This window comes from Rhizobium sp. BK619 (genome assembly GCF_014195245.1).
GTDB lineage: Bacteria > Pseudomonadota > Alphaproteobacteria > Rhizobiales > Rhizobiaceae > Rhizobium > Rhizobium acidisoli.
On the sequence record NZ_JACIBH010000015.1, the window covers coordinates 189446 to 211436 of the forward strand.

Annotated in this window: 21 protein-coding genes, 2 pseudogenes and 1 riboswitch; of the genes and pseudogenes, 20 read left to right on the forward strand and 3 right to left on the reverse strand. The window is 60.5% G+C overall.

The features are described 5' to 3' along the window. Positions 1–12: 12 nt before the first annotated feature. The gene (locus FHX14_RS27060; protein ID WP_184379950.1) at positions 13–339 is read left to right on the forward strand and encodes a hypothetical protein; all 327 of its coding nucleotides are present in this window, start codon (positions 13–15) and stop codon (positions 337–339) included. A gap of 294 nt (positions 340–633) precedes the next feature. On the opposite strand, the gene FHX14_RS27065 is transcribed toward FHX14_RS27060, so the two are convergent. Further along, positions 634–1407 carry an SOS response-associated peptidase gene (locus FHX14_RS27065; RefSeq protein WP_184379952.1) on the reverse strand — a complete coding sequence of 258 codons (774 nt, stop codon included), beginning with the start codon at positions 1405–1407 and terminating at the stop codon, positions 634–636. Between the two features lie 61 nt (positions 1408–1468). Beyond that, a complete protein-coding gene (ligD, locus tag FHX14_RS27070) occupies positions 1469–2533 on the reverse strand; it encodes a non-homologous end-joining DNA ligase (protein WP_184379954.1) in 1065 nt (354 codons plus the stop codon). 423 nt (positions 2534–2956) lie between these two features. Here ligD and FHX14_RS27075 point away from each other — a divergent pair. The 5 genes and pseudogenes from FHX14_RS27075 to FHX14_RS33190 form a co-directional block, all read left to right on the forward strand. Next, positions 2957–3100, forward strand: a pseudogene (locus FHX14_RS27075) (DUF1403 family protein); the annotation flags it as partial. Between the two features lie 122 nt (positions 3101–3222). Then, positions 3223–3867: an aldehyde dehydrogenase iron-sulfur subunit PaoA gene (paoA, locus tag FHX14_RS27080; protein WP_348649269.1), complete on the forward strand. Its 645-nt coding sequence runs from the start codon at positions 3223–3225 to the stop codon at positions 3865–3867. Then, positions 3864–4814: a xanthine dehydrogenase family protein subunit M gene (locus FHX14_RS27085; protein ID WP_184379958.1), complete on the forward strand. Its 951-nt coding sequence runs from the start codon at positions 3864–3866 to the stop codon at positions 4812–4814. The genes paoA and FHX14_RS27085 overlap by 4 nt, the downstream gene beginning before the upstream one ends. Positions 4815–4818: 4 nt before the next feature. Beyond that, positions 4819–7005: an aldehyde oxidoreductase molybdenum-binding subunit PaoC gene (paoC, locus tag FHX14_RS27090; RefSeq protein ID WP_184379960.1), complete on the forward strand. Its 2187-nt coding sequence runs from the start codon at positions 4819–4821 to the stop codon at positions 7003–7005. A 214-nt stretch (positions 7006–7219) separates the two neighbouring features. After that, a pseudogene (locus FHX14_RS33190) lies at positions 7220–7357 on the forward strand (LysR family transcriptional regulator); the annotation flags it as partial. Positions 7358–7484: 127 nt separating this feature from the next. On the opposite strand, the gene FHX14_RS33195 reads toward FHX14_RS33190, so the two are convergent. Next, positions 7485–7769 (reverse strand): hypothetical protein, encoded by a 285-nt coding sequence (locus tag FHX14_RS33195; RefSeq protein WP_246713468.1) that lies wholly within the window; start codon positions 7767–7769, stop codon positions 7485–7487. A gap of 891 nt (positions 7770–8660) precedes the next feature. Between FHX14_RS33195 and FHX14_RS27100 the strand changes: the two genes are divergently transcribed. From FHX14_RS27100 to FHX14_RS27165, 14 genes are all read left to right on the forward strand, one after another. Then, on the forward strand, positions 8661–9329 hold the full coding sequence (locus FHX14_RS27100; RefSeq protein WP_184379962.1) for a GntR family transcriptional regulator: 669 nt from the start codon (positions 8661–8663) through the stop codon (positions 9327–9329). Between the two features lie 192 nt (positions 9330–9521). Continuing rightward, positions 9522–10499, forward strand: a complete 978-nt coding sequence (bioB, locus tag FHX14_RS27105; RefSeq protein WP_184379964.1) for a biotin synthase BioB — start codon at positions 9522–9524, stop codon at positions 10497–10499. Next, positions 10496–11641: an 8-amino-7-oxononanoate synthase gene (locus FHX14_RS27110; RefSeq protein ID WP_184379966.1), complete on the forward strand. Its 1146-nt coding sequence runs from the start codon at positions 10496–10498 to the stop codon at positions 11639–11641. The genes bioB and FHX14_RS27110 overlap by 4 nt, the downstream gene beginning before the upstream one ends. Further along, on the forward strand, positions 11638–12276 hold the full coding sequence (gene bioD / locus FHX14_RS27115; RefSeq protein WP_184379968.1) for a dethiobiotin synthase: 639 nt from the start codon (positions 11638–11640) through the stop codon (positions 12274–12276). Before FHX14_RS27110 ends, bioD begins: the two co-directional genes overlap by 4 nt. Then, the gene (locus FHX14_RS27120) at positions 12273–13541 is read left to right on the forward strand and encodes an adenosylmethionine--8-amino-7-oxononanoate transaminase (protein WP_184379970.1); all 1269 of its coding nucleotides are present in this window, start codon (positions 12273–12275) and stop codon (positions 13539–13541) included. Before bioD ends, FHX14_RS27120 begins: the two co-directional genes overlap by 4 nt. Then, positions 13541–14527: a beta-ketoacyl-ACP synthase III gene (locus FHX14_RS27125; protein WP_184379972.1), complete on the forward strand. Its 987-nt coding sequence runs from the start codon at positions 13541–13543 to the stop codon at positions 14525–14527. Before FHX14_RS27120 ends, FHX14_RS27125 begins: the two co-directional genes overlap by 1 nt. A gap of 30 nt (positions 14528–14557) precedes the next feature. Continuing rightward, positions 14558–15022: an aspartate 1-decarboxylase gene (locus tag FHX14_RS27130; RefSeq protein ID WP_168325280.1), complete on the forward strand. Its 465-nt coding sequence runs from the start codon at positions 14558–14560 to the stop codon at positions 15020–15022. 72 nt (positions 15023–15094) lie between these two features. Next, positions 15095–15227: riboswitch (TPP riboswitch) on the forward strand. 99 nt (positions 15228–15326) lie between these two features. Further along, on the forward strand, positions 15327–17159 hold the full coding sequence (thiC, locus tag FHX14_RS27135; RefSeq protein ID WP_184379974.1) for a phosphomethylpyrimidine synthase ThiC: 1833 nt from the start codon (positions 15327–15329) through the stop codon (positions 17157–17159). Positions 17160–17161: 2 nt separating this feature from the next. Further along, on the forward strand, positions 17162–18148 hold the full coding sequence (gene thiO / locus FHX14_RS27140; protein ID WP_184379976.1) for a glycine oxidase ThiO: 987 nt from the start codon (positions 17162–17164) through the stop codon (positions 18146–18148). Continuing rightward, positions 18145–18342 (forward strand): sulfur carrier protein ThiS, encoded by a 198-nt coding sequence (thiS, locus tag FHX14_RS27145; RefSeq protein WP_130824939.1) that lies wholly within the window; start codon positions 18145–18147, stop codon positions 18340–18342. Before thiO ends, thiS begins: the two co-directional genes overlap by 4 nt. 1 nt (position 18343) lies before the next feature. Continuing rightward, entirely contained in the window at positions 18344–19117 is a 774-nt protein-coding gene (locus FHX14_RS27150; protein WP_184379978.1) for a thiazole synthase, read from the forward strand. Continuing rightward, the gene (locus tag FHX14_RS27155) at positions 19114–19719 is read left to right on the forward strand and encodes a thiamine phosphate synthase (protein ID WP_168307252.1); all 606 of its coding nucleotides are present in this window, start codon (positions 19114–19116) and stop codon (positions 19717–19719) included. Before FHX14_RS27150 ends, FHX14_RS27155 begins: the two co-directional genes overlap by 4 nt. A gap of 862 nt (positions 19720–20581) precedes the next feature. Next, positions 20582–21241 carry a transcriptional regulator gene (locus FHX14_RS27160; RefSeq protein WP_184379980.1) on the forward strand — a complete coding sequence of 220 codons (660 nt, stop codon included), beginning with the start codon at positions 20582–20584 and terminating at the stop codon, positions 21239–21241. Positions 21242–21368: 127 nt separating this feature from the next. Then, complete coding sequence (locus tag FHX14_RS27165; RefSeq protein WP_184379982.1) at positions 21369–21929, forward strand: hypothetical protein; 561 nt, start codon at positions 21369–21371, stop codon at positions 21927–21929. The last annotated feature ends 62 nt before the right edge of the window (positions 21930–21991 follow it).

Consider the following 21991-nt stretch of genomic DNA (forward strand, 5'->3'; position numbering starts at 1 on the left):
GATCTGCGACGAATGCCTGGCACCATGACCGCCGGCGGCAAAACTTTTCCATCAATCCAGGCGACGTTCGACGACGCGTTAGCGAAATTGCCGGACGGCTATGTCGATGGACATTTTGGTAATCGACCATGGGGCGTGACCGTCAAGCGGTCGGAGGATGGCAAACGAACCTGGCTGTATGGCGAGGAGCTTAGCGGAACCGATATTGTCAGCTTCAACCTTTATCGATTGGCTGGATCGGGGTCGATACTGAAGCCGTGCGAAATGTCCTCCGCCAAGGTGGTCGAATTTGTTCTCAGTTTCGAGCCCAGCAGAGAGAAGGCGGCACCTCGACCATAATGGCCGAAAAATAAGCACAGGATCTATATTGCGTTGCAGAAAGTGCATGGCTGCACTGCGATCTGAGCGCTGGCCGTCGAGGCAGCCTCTGATATCTTCACCTCAACGAAGCAATGCACCTCCTCCCGCAGAGCTTCGTGTCTCAGGCGACCCGCTCCTCCTCCCAAGGGGCGCCTGACGGAACAGCGGCACTCCTCCTCCCAGCCGTTGTTCAATTTTTCGAGAAGCCTGCCGCACCTCCTCCCGCGGCAGGCTTTTTCGTTTTCAAATACATTCAAGCTCTGAGTTCAGGCGTCAAAGCAGGCTGCCTTGTTCGACAGGCTCTCCGGATTTCGACACGATCGTCGATCCGTACGGTTCGCGTGAGGAAATGATCAGCGCGTCATCCGGTTGCGGACGGGCGAGCTCTTTGGCTTCATCCCAGGGCGCCCGCATCCAGATGTCCGTCTCATCCTTCGTCAGCAGCAGGACCGGCATCGCCTTCTCATGGATCGGCTTCACCAGGTCGTTGGGATCTGTGGTCAAAAACCCGTAGAGATCGTCGGTGGTCAGGCCGTCCCTGACCTTTCGGACACTCAGCCATTGCGGCACATGGAGACCGGCAAAGAACATCAGCGACTTCTGCTCGTCGCGGGCGAACCAGGCATTCGGCACGTTGCCGCCATCTTGCTGGCTGGCCGGATCCGGCTCCGCGAAACTGGTGACCGGAACCAGGCATCTGTTTTCGACGCCGAACCATCGTTTCCAGTGCGGAAAACTGAGCTTGCGCACGTTGGTCGTGCCGCGGTCGGCCTCCATGCGGATCAGTTGTTCGAGATCGAAGACCTTGCCCTTGGCGGCAAGTTTCTCGGCCTTGGCTTTGGCCGCCTTCTCAAGGGCGAAGCGCGGCGAGGGAAGTCCCCAGCGCGCATGGACCAGCTGTTTCTGTCCGTCGGCGGCGTTGCGGACGATCGGCCCCATCTGATCGGGGTTCATCTGGTAGGCCGGCATCAGGTTGATCAGGCTTTCGGCATCTTGGGCCCATTTGGCGACCCAGTCCCTGTCTTCCATGCGATACAAGTTGCACATGCTGGATATCCACTCCGCCGAGCTCGAATGGACGACAATCTAACGCATGGCGCTGATTTCGCTAGTCGAGCCGGAAGACGTCGGCATTGTCCTGCGGTTCGCGCAAGCCCTTGTAGGACGGATGGCGCAGTTTTCCGTCGGTCGTCCAGGCGCGAAACTCGATCTCAGCAATCAGGGTCGGCTCGGCCCAGACAATATCGGCACTTCCAAAATAGGGAAGGGGCGGCTGCTTTCGCTTCCATCGAAGCGTGTCCAGCATCTTCCGCAATCGGATCGCCTCGGCTTGCCTGAAGCCTGTGCCAACGCTTCCGACGTTTACGAGATCGCCATCGCGGTAGGCGGCGAGCACCAACGAGCCGAAGCCGGCAGGGGATGCCGTCGACCTCTCATAGCCGACGATGAAGAAGGCCTCGCTCTGGACGCATTTGACTTTTACCCAATCCCCGGTCCGGCCGGAACGATATGGCTGATCAAGATGCTTGCCGACGATGCCTTCCAGGCCGAGGCGGCAGACGTGCTCCAGCAGGACCGTTGGTTCGGCATTGAGTGTTTCCGATAGCCTGACGGCGCCGGCTTGATCATTCTTGAGGCCGTTTAACGTGTCCTCGAGAAGGTGTCTGCGGGACCGGTATTCGACACCGCGCAGATCGTGGCCATCAAGGTACATGAGATCGAAAGCGTAAAGGACGGCGTCGGATGCACGGTTGCCAGCCTGTTTGCCGGATGCGCCCAGCGATTGCTGCAGTAGCCCGAAATCCGGCCGGCCCTCTTCGTCGAGCACGACGGCTTCGCCATCGATGATCATCGTCGCCGGCCCGAGCGCTCGGGCGGCCTGCTCTATCGCCGGAAACCGGTGCGTCCAGTCATGGCCGCCACGGGTGAGGATACGGATCCCTTGCGGCTCGATATGGACCGCAAGGCGATAACCGTCCCATTTCAGCTCCCAGCTCCACTCATCTCCCGTTGGCGGATAGGCCTTCAGTTGCGCTAGCGCGGGTTCGACGCGATCTGGCATGGGATCGAAAGGGAGCTGCGGTTGGGCGAGATTGCGCTTCCTGCGCGGCTTTGTGCGGATCGGAGCCTCGGCGTCACCAAGGAGGGGTTTTGATCTCGGAGGCTTGGTCATGCCAACAGTTCAGCAGAAAAATCTTAAAGACACTGTGACGATGCCGACTTGTCCCAGCAATTCACACAAAGGGAGTAGCGCTCGCAGACGCTCCGGAAAAAACCTCCAGCCGCTACCCTCCTGATTCTCCTGAGTATTCTTCAGTTTCCTAATGTTCAGGATAATATTCCCGGGTGGTGTTCCGGCTGGCCTAAGGCCCCTCCTTGTCGAGCGCAGTCGCGTCATTTGGGCGTAGGAGCTTTAAGTCCGCTCGGGATGCAGGTGAACGGCGGCCCAGTGCAGTGCTTGGTGGTGCGTCCGTGCGTGCAACATTCCGCACGTCCGGGCCGCCGGCGCCAACTGAAAGGGAACGCCGCGAAAATCGAAATAGTGGAACCGTTGGCGCCGGTTATTAAGCCGGTAACAGGGTATCACACACGCCATGAGCCGGCCTATCCGAAAGCGATCTGCCTGGCGCTGGTCGATGGCATCGATACCGCACTTCGCTCCCCCGTGCACATCGATCGATGGGCGTCCCGGCTACTGGCGGTTGCGCCGACGGTCAGGACTAAAGGCGCCGAGCCGGTTCAAAGCAACTGAAGCTTTCGTGAGCAGGGTTAATAAGCCTTATGAGCGAACGGGGGGTTATAGTTTGCGGTTTTGCGCTTAAGCTACGCAAGGCCCATTCACCCCGGACTGGAGGATCTTTCGTGAGCACACCGATCGAATATGAATTGCGCCGCCGAACATTCCTTGCCGGCGGTGCTACAGCGGCCATTGCTGTTCACTTGCCTCGTAGCGCTAGCGCTCAACAGTCCAACTCAGCAGCACCTGTTGGTGCAGAGCAGTCGAACGTTTCGCTGGTTGTCAACGGCAAACAAGAACAGCTTCAGCTCGATAACCGCACGACTTTGCTCGATGCACTGCGCGAACACCTGCGGCTGACGGGGACAAAGAAGGGTTGCGATCATGGGCAGTGTGGCGCCTGCACCGTTACAGTGAATGGCCGCCGGGTAAACTCCTGTCTTAGCCTCGCTGTCATGCATAGTGGCGACGAGGTTACGACGATCGAGGGAATTGGAGGGCCGGATAACTTGGATCCGATGCAAAGCGCCTTCCTGGAGCACGACGGATTCCAATGTGGTTACTGCACACCCGGGCAAATAGCGTCGGCCAAAGCCGTCCTGGATGAAATCCGTGCTGGCATTCCAAGCCATGTCACCCAGGACCTGACAGCTTTGATCAAAGTAACCGATGCTGAGATCCGCGAGCGTATGTCGGGAAACATCTGTCGATGCGGCGCCTACGCCAACATTCTCGCCGCAATCACCCAAGTCGCGGAGGAGCAGGCATGAGAGCGTTTTCCTACGAAAAAGCTGCCGATCCAGTGGCGGCAGCATCTCGTGCAGCACAGGTGCCAGGCGCCAGATTTATCGCTGGCGGCACCAATCTGCTGGATCTCATGAAGCTTGAGATCGAGACCCCCGTCCATTTGATCGACGTCAATGACCTAGCTCTCGACAAGATAACCGAAACCACTGAGGGCGGTCTGCGCATCGGAGCACTTGTGCTCAACACTGATCTCGCGGCCCACGCACGAGTACGGCGCGACTACGGCGTCCTGACCAGAGCACTTGTCGCGGGTGCTTCTGGACAGTTGCGCAACAAGGCGACAACCGCCGGCAATCTTCTACAGCGAACACGCTGTCCGTATTTTTACGATACAGCGCAGCCCTGCAACAAGCGGAACCCAGGTTCGGGCTGTGCGGCATTGAGCCAAGGCGCGTTTTCCCGGCAGCTTGGAATCATCGGCACCTCCGATGCCTGCATCGCAACACATCCGTCGGATATGGCGGTCGCGCTACGCGTCCTCGATGCGGTGGTTGAGACAGTAACATCCACAGGCGTTACCCGTCGCATTCCCATGGAAGAGCTTCACCGCCTGCCGGGTGATACGCCCGATAAAGAGACGGTGTTGATGCCGGGCGAACTGATCACCTCGGTAATGCTTCCGGCTCCGGTAGGCGGCCGCCAGACGTATCACAAGGCACGCGACCGTGCGTCCTACGCATTTGCTCTGGTTTCGGTTGCGCTCATTCGCCAACCCGACGGGAGCGGTCGGGTGGCACTTGGCGGGGTCGCACCCAAGCCATGGCGTCGTGCCGAAGCTGACGCGGAGCTCCCAAATGGTGCGCGCGCCGTCATGGCGCGACTGCTCGAGGGAGCACGTCCCACCGAAGAAAACGCGTTCAAGATCACGTTGGCAGAGCGGACTTTGTCCGCCATGCTTTCCGAGGAGTGAGACGATGGAATTTAACCAGCCCGCCGATCAGAATATTTTCGACCAAGCAACCATCATCGGGAAGCCGCATCAACGGATTGAAGGACGTCTGAAGGTGACGGGTCGCGCACCCTATGCCTATGAGCGCCATGATGTCGTAAACAACCAGCTCGTTGGCTATCCGCTTGGGTCGACGATTTCCAAAGGCCGCATCACGTCCATGGATACCACGGCGGCGCGCGCGGCTCCCGGAGTTGTCGCGGTCGTTACAACGCTGGAAATGGAACCCCTACCGCTCGGTTTCTACAACGTTGCACGATTGTTCGGCGGAAACGAGGTGCAGCACTACCATCAGGCGATCGCCGTGGTCGTGGCCAAGACCTTCGAACAGGCCCGCTCCGCTGCCGCCCTGATCAAAACCAGCTACGAGATCGAAGAGGGCGACTATGACCTGGATGCTGTCTTCAGGCTGGTTCAGGGCTCTGGAAAACCGACGACCGATGTAGGCGATGTTGAGGCTGCCTTCCGGAATGCTGCCGTTGTCACGGACGAGCTTTATCACACGCCGTCGCATAGCCACGCAATGATGGAGCCGCACGCGTCTATCGTTGATTGGTCAGACGGCGACCGACTTACAGTATGGACCTCGAACCAGATGATCAACTGGAACCGGGATTCCCTGGCAACTACATTTGGAATCGATAAAGATAAAATTCGTGTCGAAAGCCCATACATCGGCGGCGGCTTCGGCGGCAAGCTCTGGCTTCGCGCCGATGAGGTTCTCGCTGCGGTGGGGTCTCGCGCTGCGCGCCAACCGGTCAAACTTGCGCTCCCGCGCCCTATGATGATCAACAACACCACGCATCGATCTGCCACAGTGCAGCGCATCCGCTTGGCTGCGGATACGGGCGGCCGCCTCATCGGCATTTGGCATGAAGTCGCGTCGCACACTCTGCCCGGCGGCAGGGGCGAAGACGCGACGGCGCAAACGCCGTTCTTCTATGCTGGAGCCAACCGTCGGATTATCCATCACTTGGTCGATATGAACCTTCCCGAAGCCTCTGACATGCGTGCGCCAGGTGAGGCGTCGGGTCTTATGGCGCTGGAAATCGCCATGGATGAGATGGCAGAGAAACTCGGCATGGATCCGGTTCGGTTCCGCGTCCTCAACGATACCCAGGTTAACCCGAGCGACCCCAAGATACCGTTTTCCGAGCGACATTTTGTTGAGTGCCTTGAACGTGGTGCTGAGTCCTTCGGATGGGACGGTCGTAATAGGTCTCCGGGTAAGAAGCGTGAGGGCATGTGGTTGATCGGTCACGGCATGGCTGGCGCCTACCGGGGAGGACCGACACTGGACTCCGGAGCGCGTGTGCGGCTTAAGGCCGGTCGTTTAATTGTCGAGACCGATATGACGGATATCGGCACGGGTTCGTACACGATCATCGCCCAAACCGCAGCAGAAACCATGGGTTTACCGATGGAAGCAATAGAAGTGCGGCTCGGAAACAGTGCCTTCCCGGTGGCCTCAGGATCTGGGGGTCAATTTGGCGCAGCGAGTTCGACCGCGGGTGTATATGCGGCCTGCCTTGCTCTCCAGGAAACGATCGCCAAACGACTTGGACTGGACAATCCACGGTTCGAGGGTGGCAATGTTCAAACCGCCACAAGGTCAGTTCCTCTCTCTGACGTCGCACCTGATGAAGAGCTGGTCGCCGAAGACACGATTACCTTTGGCGACTTCAAAAAGTCCATGGTGCTCGCCACATTTGGCGCGCATTTTGTAGAAGTCGGCGTCCATATCGGCACCGGTGAAGTCCGTGTTCGGCGTATGCTCGCGGTATGCGATGCCGGCCGCATCTTGAATCCCACCACCGCTCGCAGCCAGGTTATCGGTGGAATGACGATGGGGATCGGCGCGGCACTTTCGGAGGAGCTCGCGACGGACCTCGGCCGCGGCTACTTCGTCAATCACGACCTCGCCGGTTACGAAGTGGCGGTTCACGCTGATGTCCCGCATCAGGAGGTGATCTTTCTGGATACTACCGACGCGTCGTCGACACCGCTGAAAGCCAAAGGTGTTGGCGAGCTCGGGATTTGCGGTGTAGCTGCCGCGATCGCCAATGCCGCTTATAATGCGACGGGCATTCGCGTTCGGGATTATCCGATAACACTGGATCGCATGATAGACAGGCTTCCGGCTGTCGGGTGAGGCTCAACTAGGATCGTGCCGCCTCGCGAAGAGCGAGGTTCAGATATCTACCCGTTGCTCGTCATCCGGCCGGATCAGGCCGTATTTCGCGCTGGCGCACGATATCCCTCGCGTCAATGACCGGCGTGTTGTCAGTGGGATTATTTACGGGTTGAAGCATGGACCTCAGTGGAAAGACGCGCCAAAGAAACATCCGGTGTGCGACCAAGGGGCCGCAGGACGGCTGGTCCACCTGCTGGCCAACTGGTTCCCGCCTTTTCCCGGCTTCTACCTCTACTATCCGAGCCGCCGCCAGATGGCCCAGCCGCTACGCGCGTTCATCGATTTTGTAAGTAACGATGGTCGGGATTAAATCGGAGGGCACTGCGAGAACGTCGGATTTCGGGGCTACAGCGCAGACATAGTGATCATCATCGTCAGGCGCGGCCTTGCCAGCCCTACCGATTGCAGTAAGGCGCGCTAAGGCGCCTGTTTTTGTTTCAACGCTCCCGGTCGAGACAGAAGAACGAGAGCGCCGCGCCGAGAAACAGCACCACTACCGCGACGATGAGCGAGAGATGCATGCCATGCATGAACGCGGTGGATGCCGTATCTCGTACGAAATAGCCGCACGTCTCGACGCCGAGCATGCCGCCGACTTGCCGCGCCGTGTTGAGAACACCTGACGCGATGCCGGCTCGTGATGGTTCGACCGAGGAGAGCGTTACATTTGTCATCGTCGGCACCATCAGCGCGATGCCGCTTGCCGCCATTAGCATCGGCACGACCAGTCGCCAGTACGACGCTGACACTGACGGGAAGTAGGAGAAGGTATCCAACCGCTGCCAGAAGGAGGCCGAACACCATGAGCCGGCGTGCGCCAAGGCGTGTGATCAATCGGCCTGCGATGATGTTCATGACCATGAGAACAATGGTCATGGGCAGGACGGCGATGCCGGTCTCCTGCGGCGAAAGATGCTGCTCCAGTTGGGAAGAACAGGCTGAACCCGAAGATCAGGCCATAATAGGCGAAGTTGACGATAATGCCGGTGAGCGAAACGATTGAGAAAGCAGGACTGGAGGAGAATGACAACGGCAGCATTGGTGCCCGGCTTCCTCGATCAGGATGAAGACCATGGCGGCGAAGATGGCTACGGTAAGGGTCACGAGAATCCGCGGATGGTCAGCGCTGTTGCGAGCGATGCGAGTGCAATGATGGCGGCTGCCTGTCCAGGCAGATCAAGCGAGCGCGTATCGTTTCTGGGACCTGCTACCGAGTGCGGAGGATCATGGCCAGACCGATCAGTCCGATCGGAATGTTGATCAGGAAAATTGCTGAAGCACAGCTCGCCACTGAGTTGGGAACATATCAACCTTACCGGCATCTACACCTGGGATGCGGAACATCAGATGCCGAACGGATTCCGAGCGCTCCGCCTTCCGGCTGGGCTAAGGCGTGCCGCGTGAGTTCGCGCCCCGTTCCCCTTAGCGTACGATTTCGCCCTGCTCTTGTTCCGACCCCATGTCGGCCAGGAATTCCGCCTCGATATCGGGACCGTTCCTGCCGGAGTAGGGTTGCGGAATCTTTTCAATCGCCATTCCCCGACCTGTTCGTTAGATAATCTTGAGTTGCTTATGACCTCGACAGCGCCGCTTCATGAAATTATCTGTAAAACATGACCACGATCACCGAAGACACGATCGCCAATCGAATCAGCCGCATTCTCGCCGACCGTATCATCACAGGTGCGCTGGAGCCTGGTAGTCGGCTTAGGCAGGATCACATTGCTGAAGAATTCGGCACCAGCCACGTGCCAGTGCGGGAGGCTTTCCGTCGTCTGGAGGCGCAAGGACTCGCCGTGAGTGAGGCGCGCCGTGGTGTGCGGGTCGCGTCATTTTCGCTGGCCGAGGTTCAGGAGGTCGCTCGCATGCGTTCTGTCCTGGAGGGACTTGCGCTCCGCCATGCCGCGCCGCATCTCACTCCGTTCATCCTCAGCCAGGCCGAAACGGCGATGGTTGCCGGTGATCGTGCGAGTAATATCCGCGAATGGGACGATGAGAACCGCCGGTTCCACAGGCTGTTGCTCGCACCTTGTGACATGCCGCGCCTGCTCGCGGCGATCGATGATCTACATACGGTCGGATCGCGACTTCTGTTTGTGAGCGGCCGCGGCGGATGGACGCCACGGGTTGATGTCGATCATCATGCCATTCTCGATCATCTGCGTAAGGGCAAAATCGAGCAAGCCATTGTCGTGCTGGATCGGCATGTGCAGAGGATTGGCCAAAAGCCGATCCAGTATGCCTCCGGTGCAACGGGCGAGGCATTTGCCATAGAGGGCTGAGGTAAAGCCCGAGCTTAATTTGTCATCGATTTGAGGCCGGACGTGTGTCGACGGAAAACCTCTCACTTCCGTCTATTCTACTTCCCGTTGCTACCCGGATCAGCATTCGCGTAAATGGCTATTGCAAAGTCCTGCCTTTCGCAGAATTATAGATAAAACTATCTTCTATCTATTGAATGCTGAAGGTGATTGATGACGGATAATGTGACGCCACCGCCCGGTGCTCTCATCTCAATCGGCGAGGCGGAAATTATCTATAATTTGCCGTTCAATGATCTTCTCTTTCGTGCCCACCAAATTCATCGCGCGCACTTTGATCCGAATGCCATTCAGATGAGCCGGCTGCTGTCGATCAAGACTGGTGGCTGTGTCGAGGATTGCGGCTATTGCAGCCAGTCCGCCCACTATCCGACGGGTCTCAAGGCTTCGAAGCTAATGGAAGTCGAGCGCGTGCTTGGCGAGGCGCAGAAGGCAAAGCAAGGTGGCGCGACACGCTACTGCATGGGCGCCGCGTGGCGCAATCCCAAAGAGCGCGACATGGAAGCTCTAGTGGCGATGGTCGAGGGCGTGAAAGCACTGGGGATGGAAACCTGCATGACGCTCGGCATGTTGACGCCGGAGCAATCCGAAAGCTTCGCCGAGGCCGGCCTCGACTACTACAACCACAATGTCGATACCTCCGAGCGCTATTATTCGGAGATCATCACCACCCGCACTTTCGAGGACCGGTTGGCAACGCTCGCCAATGTCCGCGATGCCGGGATCAAGGTCTGCGCGGGTGGCATCCTCGGCATGGGCGAGACGGTCGAAGATCGTATTTCGATGTTGGTGACGCTCGCCAATCTGCCGACACCACCGGAAAGCGTGCCGATCAACATGTTGATTCCGATCCCCGGCTCCAAACTCTCCGATGCCACGCCGGTCGATCCGATCGACTTCGTCCGGACCATTGCGCTCGCCCGTATCCTGATGCCGCGCTCGCATGTCCGCCTTTCGGCCGGCCGCACCGAGATGAGCGAAGAAACGCAGGCCCTTTGCATTTTCGCTGGGGCGAATTCCATCTTCGTCGGCGATACGCTGCTGACGGCCGACAATCCAGGCGAGGATCATGATGCGGCCCTCTTCCGTCGGCTGGGGCTGAAGCCGATGGAACTGGAGCCGTCGGCTTGAGTTCGCCAGCGCTCGCCAGCTACGAAGCGACATTGGCCGGCCTTGAGCGCCGATCGCGGAGACGCGCGCTCACCCCGCACCAAGGCGTGGATTTCACCTCCAACGATTATCTCGGGCTCGCCAATGCCCCCGGCGTGAAGGCAGCGATATCGGCTGCGATCGACAGGGGCGTGCCGGCCGGCGCCGGCGGTTCGCGGCTGCTCCGGGGCAATCACGCCGAACACGAAACACTCGAAGCGCAGGCGGCCGCGTTCTTCGGGGTTGAGAAGGTCCTCTATTTCGGCAGCGGATTTGCGGCCAATGTGGCGCTCTTCTCCACGCTCCCGCATCGCGACGACCTGATCGTCCATGACGCGCTGATCCATGCCAGCGCCCATGACGGCATCTCGGCCAGCAAGGCGCAGGCGGTTGCCGTGCCACACAATGATGTCGAGGCCTTCGAACAGGCGATCCGTCGCTGGCGCGAAGCCGGCGGGAAGGGGCGTCCCTGGATCGCGGTCGAGAGCCTCTATTCCATGGATGGAGACCAGGCGCCGGTCGCTGATCTTGCCAATCTCGCCGATTGGCACGACGGTTTCCTTGTCGTCGACGAAGCCCATGCCACCGGCGTGCTCGGGCCCAGCGGCCGCGGCCTTGCGTCAGGTGTCAAAAGCCGCGGCAATGTCGTGGTGCTGCATGCCTGCGGCAAGGCGCTCGGCGTCTCCGGTGCGCTTCTCGGCCTGCCTTATGTCCTCGCCGATTATATGATCAACCGTGCGCGCAATTTCATCTATTCGACCGCTCCCTCGCCGCTGATGGCGGCTGGCGTGCGCGAAGCCTTGCGCATGGTCGCCGACGAACCGGAGCGGCGCATGCGGCTGGAGCACCTCAAAAATTTCGCCGGCGAACAATTGTCCTCCCGGCTCGGCATCAGTCCCAGCGGTTCGCAGATCCTGCCGGTGATGATCGGGGACAATGCCCGCTCGCTCCGGATCGCCGACCGCATGCGGGCCGAAGGCTACGACATCAGGGCGATCCGGCCGCCGACCGTGCCGGAGGGGACGGCGCGGCTGAGGATTTCCATCACGCTGAATGTCGACGAAGAGCAGATTGCGGACATGGTGCAACGGCTGGCGACCGCGATCGAGGAGGAGAGGTCATGATGCCGCGCTTCGTTGTCTCCGGTACCGATACGGGTATTGGCAAGACAGTCTTTGCCGCCGCCCTGACCGGCGCGCTCGATGGCTATTATTGGAAGCCCGTCCAGGCGGGGCTCGAAGACGAGACCGACAGCGAGACTGTCGCGCGGCTCGGCGGCGTGCCGCGTGCGCGCATCCTGCCGGAAGCCTATCGCCTCGCCACGCCTGCCTCGCCGCATCTTTCGGCCCGGCTGGCTGGCGTTGCGATCGATCCGGAGAGGCTTGTGCCGCCGGTGATCGAGCGGCCACTGGTGATCGAGGGGGCAGGAGGGCTGCTCGTGCCGCTCTCGGACGACCTCGTCTTCGCCGATATATTTGCCCACTGGCAGATTCCGGTCATCCTTTGTGCCAGGACCTTGCTCGGCACGATCAACCATACGCTGCTCTCGCTCGAAGCACTGAAACATCGCAACATTCCGGTGTTCGGCATCGTCTTCATTGGTGAGCAGAACGAGGAAACGCAGCGCATCATCGTCAAGATGGGGGGTGTCCGCTCGCTCGGCCGGCTGCCCTGGCTTCAGAACGTCACTGCCGACGGACTTCGCCAAGCGTTCCGCGACAGTTTCGATCTCGCTTCCTTTACGCAGGTGTCTGCATGAACCGCTCCACCGTCTGGCACCCGTTCACCCAGCATGGGCTCGAACCGCCGATGAAACGCATCGTCTCGGCCGAGGGCGCCTATCTGATCGACGAGGACGGCAATCGCCTTCTCGATGCGATCTCGTCCTGGTGGGTCATCACACATGGCCATCGGCATCCGGCGATCATGGCGGCGATTCGCGCGGCGACAGAGGCCTATGACCAGGTCATCTTCGCCGAATTCTCGCACGAGCCTGCCGAACGACTGGCCGGGGGATTGATCGAGGTCGCGCCGGCGGGATTGAAGCATGTCTTCTATTCCGACAGCGGGTCGACCTCGGTCGAGGTGGCTCTCAAAATGGCGCTCGGCTACTTCCACAACATCGGCAGACCACGCGACCGGATCGTGGTGATGGAGCAAAGCTATCACGGCGACACGATCGGCACGATGTCAATCGGCGAACGCTGCGTGTTTAATGCCGCCTATGAACCGTTGCTCTTCGGCGTCGACCGGCTCGCCTTCCCGCAAACAGGTCATGAGCAGCAGTCGCTTGATATGTTCGAGAGCTTCTGCCGTTCGGGCCGCGTCGCAGCCCTTGTGATCGAGCCTCTGGTGCTGGGGGCGGGCGGCATGAAGATCTATGATGCCGGGGTGCTTGCCGGGCTCAAGGAAATCGCCGAACGACATGGCTGTCTGCTGATCGCCGATGAAGTAATGACCGGCTGGGGCCGGACGGCGACGATGTTCGCCTCCGAGCAGGCCGGCATCACACCCGATATCCTGTGCACGTCCAAGGGGTTGACCGGCGGCGCCCTGCCGCTCGCAGCCACTCTCTGCACCAGCGATATCTTCGACGCCCACCTCTCCACCGACAGGCGCAAGACCTTCTTCCATTCCAGCTCCTATACAGCGAACCCGATCGCTTGCGCAGCCGCTGTCGCCAATCTCAACATCTGGCGCCACGAACCGGTCGTTGAACGGATCGAAAATCTCGAAGCGCTGCATCGTCAGAAGCTCCGGCGATTTGAGGGCGATACGCGCTTCTCCAATATCCGGCAGGCCGGGACGATTGCTGCGCTCGACCTCGTCGCACCCGCGAGCGGTTATCTCGCCGAGGCCGGCCCGCGCATGCGGCGGTTGTTCCGTGAGCGTGGGCTGCTGATCCGTCCGCTCGGCAATGTCATCTACCTGATGCCACCCTATTGCGTGACGGCGGACGAGCTCGGCCGCGCCTATGACGCCATCGACGATGTCGCCTCGATCGTTCTTGGGAGTGTGGGCTGATGTCTGGCCGCTCCTCCCGCATGGTTGGCTTCGGGCATGCCGTGCCGGCGCGGCGTGTCGACAATGCCGAGATCGAGGCGCGCCTGGGTCTCGAAACAGGCTGGATAGAACGCCGCACCGGCATCCGCACACGCCACTGGGCCGAAGACGGCGAGACCCTGAGCGGCCTTGCCGCGAAAGCCGGACGAATTGCGCTCGACGATGCTGCAATTGCCCAAAGCGAGATCGCGCTGACGCTGCTTGCGACCTCGACGCCGGACCATCTCATGCCGCCCTCGGCGCCGCTGCTGGCCCACCGGTTGGGCCTCGAACGGTCCGGCGCGATCGATCTGGCCGGCGCCTGTTCGGGCTTTCTCTACGCACTCACCCTGGCGGATGGTTTCGTCCGCGCCCATGGCCGCGCCGTGCTGGTGGTCGCCGCCAATATCCTCAGCCGCCGCATCAATCCCGCCGAGCGGGCAAGTGCAGTGCTGTTTGCGGACGCGGCCGGCGCCGTCGTGCTGGCGCCGAGCACGAACGGGCGAAGCGGCCTCCTTGCCGCCGATCTCGCATCGGATGGTAGCGGCTATGGCCTGATCAACATTCCCGCTGGCGGCAGCAACCGGCCATTCTCTCCTGAGCTAAGGCCCGAGGATTTCCTGATGACTATGCAGGACGGCCGTGACGTCTTCTCCCGCGCCGTCGCCCTGATGACCGAAACCTCGAAGCGGGCGCTTGAAGAGGCGGGGATTGCCGCATCGGATGTCGACCAGTTCGTGCCGCACCAGGCCAACGCGCGCATATTCGACGCCGTCTCGGGCAACCTCGGCATCGCGCCGGAAAAAACCATCCGCACGATCGAGCGCTTCGGGAATTCGTCCGCCGCCACCATCCCGCTTTCCCTCTCGATAGCCAATGCCGAGCGGCGTTTCGCGGAGGGCGAGGCACTGTTGCTGACTGCCGCCGGGGCTGGCCTCATGGGCGGCGCTGCGGTCTGTCGCATGTAACCACAATGTCGAATCTGGAAGGAGCACAAATTGGAAAAATACGTGGGCGCGAAGCTGCATGGCATTCGAGTGACGGCCTCAAAGCTGAACTACCATGGGTCGATTACCATCGACGCGGACTTCTGCCGGGAGGTCGGCCTGAAACCGCTGGAATATGTGGAAATCTGGAACAAGATGTCCGGGGCCAGAATCAGCACTTACGTGCTCTATGGTGATCCCGGCTGCAAGTGCTGCATTCTCAACGGTGCGGCCGCTCGCACATGCCAGCAAGGCGATGAGATTATTATCGCATCCAGCGTCTTTTGCGAGTTCGATGAGATCATAAAGCTGCGGCCGCGCGTCTTGGTGTTCGGCGCCGGCAATGAGATTGTCGACAGAATTACTTACGAGGTCTTTCGCCGAGCGGACGGCTCTCCCGACATGTCGGTTACCACCGAACTTGCCAATAATGACTACGGATTTCCAGCGGCACTGACATCGAGCCGATCTTCGTAACGCGGTTGGGAATTGGGTTCTGGAATGGTGCCCCAGGGCTTGACGGAGCACCATTTCTCACAATAGCTTAAACCTATTCACCAGGGGGGTCCCGCCAAGGGGCTGAGATACTGCTGGTCGGATCGGCTTTGGCCGGCCGAGGCGCAGTGACCCGTTGAACCTGATCCAGTTCATACTGGCGTAGGGACGGTGCGAGCGCTGCGGCGGCGAGGGCGGGATTCCGTTCTTCGGATTCCGACGTGTTCTTCCATCATTCCAACTCTGGAACTGGGTCTCCAAACGTCAAACCTTGGAGCCTCGAACCATGAATATCGCAACCACCAAGCTCACCCCGGTCGTCACTACCGGCCCGCTTCCCGCCTCCACGAAAGTCCTCAAAGCTGGAACGATCCACCCGGACATCCGCGTGCCGATGCGTCAGATCGCATTGCATCCGACCTCCGGCGAACCGCCGGTCACCGTCTACGATTCCTCTGGTCCCTATACGGTAGAAGGCGCCGCGATCAGTATCGATGCCGGCCTGCCGCGCCTGCGCGAAAGCTGGATTGTCGCCCGCGGCGATGTCGAGGCCTATGAGGGCCGCATCGTCAGGCCGGAGGACAACGGCTTCGTGTCCGGCAGCCACCTGACGCCGGAATTCCCGATCCGCAACCAGCCTTTCAAGGCAAAGGCGGGCAGGGCCGTCACCCAGCTCGCCTATGCGCGAGCCGGGATCATCACGCCGGAGATGGAATTCGTTGCCATCCGCGAGAACCTCGGCCGGCAGGCGGCCAGCGAGCCGCTCATCCGCGACGGCGAAAGTTTCGGCGCCCATGTGCCGGATTTCGTGACGCCGGAATTCGTTCGGCGCGAAGTCGCGGAAGGCCGGGCAATCATTCCCGCCAATATCAACCATCCCGAATCCGAACCGATGATCATCGGCCGGAATTTCCTGGTGAAGATCAATGCCAATATCGGCAATTCCGCCGTCACTTCGTCGATGGCGGAGGAGGTCGAGAAGATGGTCTGGGCGATCCGCTGGGGCGCCGATACGGTCATGGACCTGTCGACCGGCCGCAACATTCACAACATCCGCGACTGGATCATCCGCAATTCGCCCGTGCCGATCGGCACCGTGCCGCTCTACCAGGCACTCGAAAAGGTAAACGGCATTGCCGAGGACCTCACCTGGGAGGTCTATCGCGACACGCTGATCGAGCAGGCCGAGCAGGGTGTCGACTACTTCACCATCCATGCCGGCGTGCGGCTCGCCTATATCCCGTTCACCGTCAACCGCGTCACCGGCATTGTTTCCCGCGGCGGCTCGATCATGGCCAAGTGGTGTCTGCACCACCACAGGGAGAGTTTTCTCTACGAGCATTTCGAGGAGATCTGCGACATCTGCCGCGCTTACGACGTTTCCTTCTCGCTCGGTGATGGCCTGCGCCCGGGATCGATCGCTGATGCCAATGATGCGGCGCAGTTTGCGGAACTGGAAACGCTCGGCGAGTTAACGAAAATCGCCTGGGCGAAGGATTGCCAGGTGATGATCGAAGGTCCCGGCCATGTGCCGATGCACAAGATCAAGGAAAACATGGACAAGCAGCTTGCGGTCTGCGGCGAGGCGCCCTTTTATACGCTCGGACCGTTAACCACCGATATCGCGCCGGGCTACGACCACATCACGTCCGGCATCGGGGCTGCGATGATCGGCTGGTTCGGTACCGCCATGCTCTGCTACGTGACGCCCAAGGAACATCTCGGCCTGCCGGACCGCAACGACGTCAAGGTGGGCGTTATCACCTACAAGATCGCCGCACATGCGGCCGATCTCGCCAAAGGCCATCCGGCGGCCCAGGTGCGTGACGACGCGCTGTCGCGCGCCCGTTTCGAGTTCCGCTGGGAGGACCAGTTCAACCTCTCGCTCGATCCGGAGACGGCGCGTTCGATGCATGACGAGACACTGCCAAAGGAGGCGCACAAGGTGGCGCATTTCTGCTCCATGTGCGGCCCGAAATTCTGCTCGATGCGGATTTCCCACGACATCCGCGCCGAAGCGCAGAAGGAGGGCCTGGAAGCCATGGCCGCCAAATACCGCAATGGCGGCGATCTTTACATGCCGGTCGCCGAAGCGGCGAAAACGCCAACCGGAGAATGACGATGCACATTCTCGTCAAGGGGGCCGGCGTTGCCGGCCTCACCGTTGCCTGGCAGCTCTACCGGCACGGTCTCCGGGTCAGTGTCACTGAACATGCCGACAAGGTCGGGGCCGGCGCTTCCGGCTTTGCCGGTGGCATGCTGGCGCCATGGTGCGAACGGGAAAGCGCAGAGGAGCCGGTACTGGCGCTCGGCCGTCTTGCCGCCGATTGGTGGGAGGCGGCATTGCCCGGCCATGTCCATCGCCGGGGAACACTTGTCGTGGCGGCCGGGCGCGATGCCGGCGAACTTGACCGCTTTTCCCGACGGACGGGCGGATGGGAATGGCTGGACGAGCAGGCGATCGCGGCTCTCGAACCTGATCTCGCAGGCCGTTTCCGTAGCGCACTATTCTTTCGACATGAAGCGCATCTCGATCCGCGACAGGCACTCTCGGGGCTGGCCTCCGGGCTCGAGGAAGCACGCATGCGTCTGACATTCGGCGTCACGCACAATGCTGACGTTGCCCATTATGATCGGGTGATCGACTGCACCGGAGCTGCCCAGATCGGCCAGCTGCCCGGATTGCGCGGCGTTCGCGGAGAGATGCTCTGCGTCGAAACGCGCGAGATAACGCTCTCTCGTCCCGTTCGCCTGCTGCATCCGCGCCACCCGATCTATATCGTGCCGCGCGAAAGACATCGCTTCATGATCGGGGCGACGATGATCGAAAGTGATGATACCGGCCCGATTACCGCGCGTTCGCTGATGGAGTTGCTGAATGCCGCCTACACGCTCAATCCTGTGTTCGGCGAGGCAAGGGTTACGGAAACCGGCGCGGGCGTTCGGCCGGCTTATCCCGACAATCTGCCGCGTGTGACGCAGGAGGGGCGCACCTTTCATGTCAATGGCCTCTACCGCCACGGTTTTCTGCTGGCGCCGGCCATGGCAGGCGAGGTGGCGCGGCTTCTTCTTGAAGAAGGCAAGAAATCGGTAAGGAGAGCGTCATGACCTTCATCATCAATGGCGAGGAACAGGAGGTCGCGGCCACGACGCTCGCAGATCTTCTTCTCGCTCTGGACTACGAAGGCGGATGGCTGGCAACCGCGGTGAACGGCGAGTTGGTGCACCGCGAGGACCGCGCCGATTTCAAGCTCGGCGAACGCGACCGCATCGAAATTCTCTCACCCATGCAAGGAGGCTGAGATGCTGAAACTTTATGATGTTGAAGTCCACTCCCGCCTGCTGCTCGGAACAGCCCGCTATCCGTCTCCAGCTGTCCTTGCAGAGGCGGTGAGGCGCTCGAAGACGGAGATTGTCACCGTTTCGCTTCGCCGCGAAACCGTCGGCGGCAAAGCGGGCGGCGCCTTCATCGAGCTGATCCGCGAGCTTGGCGTGCGCGTGCTGCCGAATACGGCCGGATGTCACAGCGTGCAAGAGGCCGTGCTGACGGCGAAGATGGCGCGCGAAGTCTTCGGCACCGATTGGATCAAGCTGGAAGTGATCGGCCATCACGATACGCTGCAGCCCGACGTCTTCGGCCTTGTCGAGGCGGCTCGCATTCTGACCGGCGAGGGCTTTCAGGTCTTCCCTTACACGACCGACGACCTCGTCGTCGCCGAAAGGCTGCTGGAAGCCGGCTGCCGCATCCTGATGCCCTGGTGCGCGCCGATCGGCTCCGCCATGGGACCGGTGAACCCGATGGCGCTGCGGGCATTCCGGGCGCATTTTCCGGATGTGCCGCTCATCGTCGATGCCGGCATCGGCCGCCCGTCTCATGCTGCCGCCGTCATGGAGTACGGTTATGATGCCGTTCTTCTCAACACCGCCGTTGCCGGCGCAGGCGATCCCGCCGCCATCGCCGAGGCCTTCGCCCTTGCCATCGATGCCGGCCGCCTCGCGCATGGCGCCGTACCGCTGGAGCCACGTGACATGGCCGTTCCATCCACGCCCGTCATCGGAAGGGCAGTTTTCTCATGAAGCTCGACCCCTTCTATCTCATCGTCGATAGCGCCGACTGGGTCGAACGTCTCGTGCCGCTGGGCGTCAAACTGGTGCAACTGCGCGTGAAGGATCGCCCGGACGAGATCCTGCGCCAGGAAATCCGTCGTTCTAAGGCCGTTTGCGCAGCGGCGAATTGCCAGCTGGTTGTCAACGACTACTGGAAACTGGCGATCGACGAGGGATGCGATTTCATCCATCTGGGCCAGGAAGATCTTGTGGAAGCCGACCTTGATGCCATTCGCAGAGCCGGCCTGAAACTCGGTCTTTCCACACATGATGAGGCGGAGCTCGAAACGGCTTTGGCTGCGAAACCTGACTATGTGGCGCTCGGCCCGATCTATCCCACCATTCTCAAGCAGATGAAATGGACGCCCCAAGGTCTGGAACGGATCACAGACTGGAAGAGGCGTGTCGCACCGTTGCCGCTGGTGGTGATCGGAGGGTTGAATGTCGACAGGCTACAGGGCGTATTCGACGCGAGCGCTGACACCGCGGCCGTTGTCACCGACATCACCTTGAATGCCGATCCCGAAGCGCGGACGCGCGAATGGATCGAACGCACGACACCGTGGCGTTAGGGAAGGTGCCACCACGACGCCGTGGCGCGCCCTCAGCTCACACGGGTATACAGCGGATGGTCGGTCGAGCCCTTGCATTTTTTACGACCGAATGTACGAGTTGACCGGCAACAAGAATCCGATCGTTGTCATCAATGTCTCGCACCGCTCTCCGCCGACGCACGCCATGAGGTGAAACACGTGCCCAAGTCCGGGCACGGCGACAAGGGCGGCCACAAGCGCTGATAGGGGCGCAGGCACATGGCGCTGATAGCTTCGCCGGTCCGCTGCAAATAGCGCGACCGTGCTCATTCTCGATGACATCTGCTCGTGAATGAAACTGAGTCGGCAATGCCCACTTCAGCACGTGTCCCGGCCGCAACAGCGCGACCGAGAGTTTCGACGTCGAAGAGCCTCGGGAGAGGCTGCGTCCGAGCAGTACAAGGGACCGTTCGAATTCGGCGGCGTCATCGACAAGGTCGTCATCGATCTGAAGTGGGAAGAGGGTCGCTTCGCCATGGCAGGCGAGACGACCTGGACCACTGGAAACGCCGTCGCCTTCGCGAGGGGCTTGATGTTGGACCGCGGACGCGAATTGGAGAATTCTCCGCGCCTGGAACGTGCCGCCGATCAAGGCGCAACTTACGCTAACCTCCATTCGCGCATCATCAATCACCTTTCCGCGGAGGTAATCAGAAAGTTGTCCGCACCATCGGCGATCGATGGCTGTGTCCTACCTTCTGGACGGTATCGGGTTCCTGTCACCATGCGGCCGGCCGCGACGCAGGGCTAGACCGGTGGCGCGGTAGTCGCTATTTGCAGGGGCATGTTGCGACGCTGAAGACGTCGCCGAAACGTCATCGCACATAACCAAGGCTCCCACGTGAAAAAAGTCCAGCGCAGCTTTGCCGTCGAATACAAATCCGGACGGCGAAAAGCCAATTCCAACCCGAACTCGATCTGGGGAGACATGGATCTCAAGTCCGTTGCGCAAGATCTGCAAGACGAGGCAATGCCATTTCTTTCGGCAGCGCCTCGCGCTAGCAGCGACGCGATGCTTTTACCTGGAGAGCAGGCAGGGCCGTTGTTGACACTGCCGATCGAGCAGGAGACAAATGCATCGGCTTTACAGGAGACCATAATGGCCGACGAAAACGATACGATGACCAAAGCTGACACGCCGGCCGCCGCGGCGCCTGATGTACCGAAGAAGGTGCGCAAACCTCGCGCCAAGAAGGTGGTGCCTGAAACGGCCTCAGCAGCCATTTCTGTGCAATCGGCAGCGGCTTCGAATGCCACAGCCGGTAAGCAGAAGAGAGGACGTAAAGCAAAGTCTGACGACGGTGCGACAAGCGCCAGACGTGCGCCTAATAAACGTGCTCCGAGGGCGGTGCAGACAGCGACTGAACCGTCGGTGGCGGCAGTTGACGAGTTTGCGGATCTTCTGCAGCTGGAAGAGGAAAATCAGAAACTGCGCAAGCTGCTGGCGGAGAAGCTTCGTGCTGAAAATGCTGACTTGCGAAAGCGGCTCAACCTCGGTTGATTGGCAGCATTCGACCAAGCGCTGGCCGCATTCTCATGTTTATTAGGACGATCATTGTGGCGCGGCTATCCCGCCGCCAACGCTTTTGCTCGCAGTCTTGCATGCGGTAGAAATCGAGGTCGAATAAATGGCGTCTCCATGGAAACTGCTTACTCGGCTGGTGTCACGCCGACGGCAGCAGAGGCAAGAACAACCCTCGACCGATGAGGTGAAGCCGGAAGTAGCCTTGACCACCGGTCGGCCAACGGAAACGATCGGCGACAACGGGCCGAACTCCGTGGAGCGTCTTGCCGACGAAGCTCCCGTCACTTACAATCAACACGAGGCGGTGTTAGCGGACCAAGATCATTCCGAGGCTACAAGCAGCGTTGATGACACGGTAGATATCGGAGGCGCCCGGCTCGTTGAAGCGGCTGATCCTGCTTTTTCGAAGGACGCCGATAAAGCCCCATACGACGCGCCAAAGCCCTCGCCGACCGACGAAAGTGCAACGCCAAAGCGCAGCAGACGGGCTAAGAAAACGGAAAGAGTTGAGGTCGTCTTCCCACCGTCTCCAGCCGTCCCCACTTTTTTTGACGATGCGATTTGCCTCGACGAAGAAATCAGGCTGCTACGGGAGCGCTTGGCGCGCAAGCTTCGGCTGCAGAATGCACAACTGAAGAGGATGCTGGAGCGGTTCGAGCACTGAATGTGCCCTTATCCATCTCCGGACCGCTGGCTTGGAGCAGCGGGTCGAACACACATCGTTTT

Excerpts from the sequence above, each read along its gene's own strand:
- FHX14_RS27060 (WP_184379950.1), top strand. The coding sequence starts at position 13 with ATGCCTGGCACCATGACCGCCGGCGGCAAAACTTTTCCATCAATCCAG.
- bioB (WP_184379964.1), top strand. The coding sequence starts at position 9,522 with ATGACGGATAATGTGACGCCACCGCCCGGTGCTCTCATCTCAATCGGC.
- FHX14_RS27150 (WP_184379978.1), top strand. The coding sequence starts at position 18,344 with ATGCTGAAACTTTATGATGTTGAAGTCCACTCCCGCCTGCTGCTCGGA.
- FHX14_RS27155 (WP_168307252.1), top strand. The coding sequence starts at position 19,114 with ATGAAGCTCGACCCCTTCTATCTCATCGTCGATAGCGCCGACTGGGTC.
- thiO (WP_184379976.1), top strand. The coding sequence starts at position 17,162 with ATGCACATTCTCGTCAAGGGGGCCGGCGTTGCCGGCCTCACCGTTGCC.
- FHX14_RS27125 (WP_184379972.1), top strand. The coding sequence starts at position 13,541 with ATGTCTGGCCGCTCCTCCCGCATGGTTGGCTTCGGGCATGCCGTGCCG.
- thiC (WP_184379974.1), top strand. The coding sequence starts at position 15,327 with ATGAATATCGCAACCACCAAGCTCACCCCGGTCGTCACTACCGGCCCG.
- FHX14_RS27120 (WP_184379970.1), top strand. The coding sequence starts at position 12,273 with ATGAACCGCTCCACCGTCTGGCACCCGTTCACCCAGCATGGGCTCGAA.
- ligD (WP_184379954.1), bottom strand. The coding sequence starts at position 2,533 with ATGACCAAGCCTCCGAGATCAAAACCCCTCCTTGGTGACGCCGAGGCT.
- FHX14_RS27065 (WP_184379952.1), bottom strand. The coding sequence starts at position 1,407 with ATGTGCAACTTGTATCGCATGGAAGACAGGGACTGGGTCGCCAAATGG.
- paoC (WP_184379960.1), top strand. The coding sequence starts at position 4,819 with ATGGAATTTAACCAGCCCGCCGATCAGAATATTTTCGACCAAGCAACC.
- FHX14_RS27100 (WP_184379962.1), top strand. The coding sequence starts at position 8,661 with ATGACCACGATCACCGAAGACACGATCGCCAATCGAATCAGCCGCATT.
- thiS (WP_130824939.1), top strand. The coding sequence starts at position 18,145 with ATGACCTTCATCATCAATGGCGAGGAACAGGAGGTCGCGGCCACGACG.
- FHX14_RS27165 (WP_184379982.1), top strand. The coding sequence starts at position 21,369 with ATGGCGTCTCCATGGAAACTGCTTACTCGGCTGGTGTCACGCCGACGG.
- bioD (WP_184379968.1), top strand. The coding sequence starts at position 11,638 with ATGATGCCGCGCTTCGTTGTCTCCGGTACCGATACGGGTATTGGCAAG.
- FHX14_RS27085 (WP_184379958.1), top strand. The coding sequence starts at position 3,864 with ATGAGAGCGTTTTCCTACGAAAAAGCTGCCGATCCAGTGGCGGCAGCA.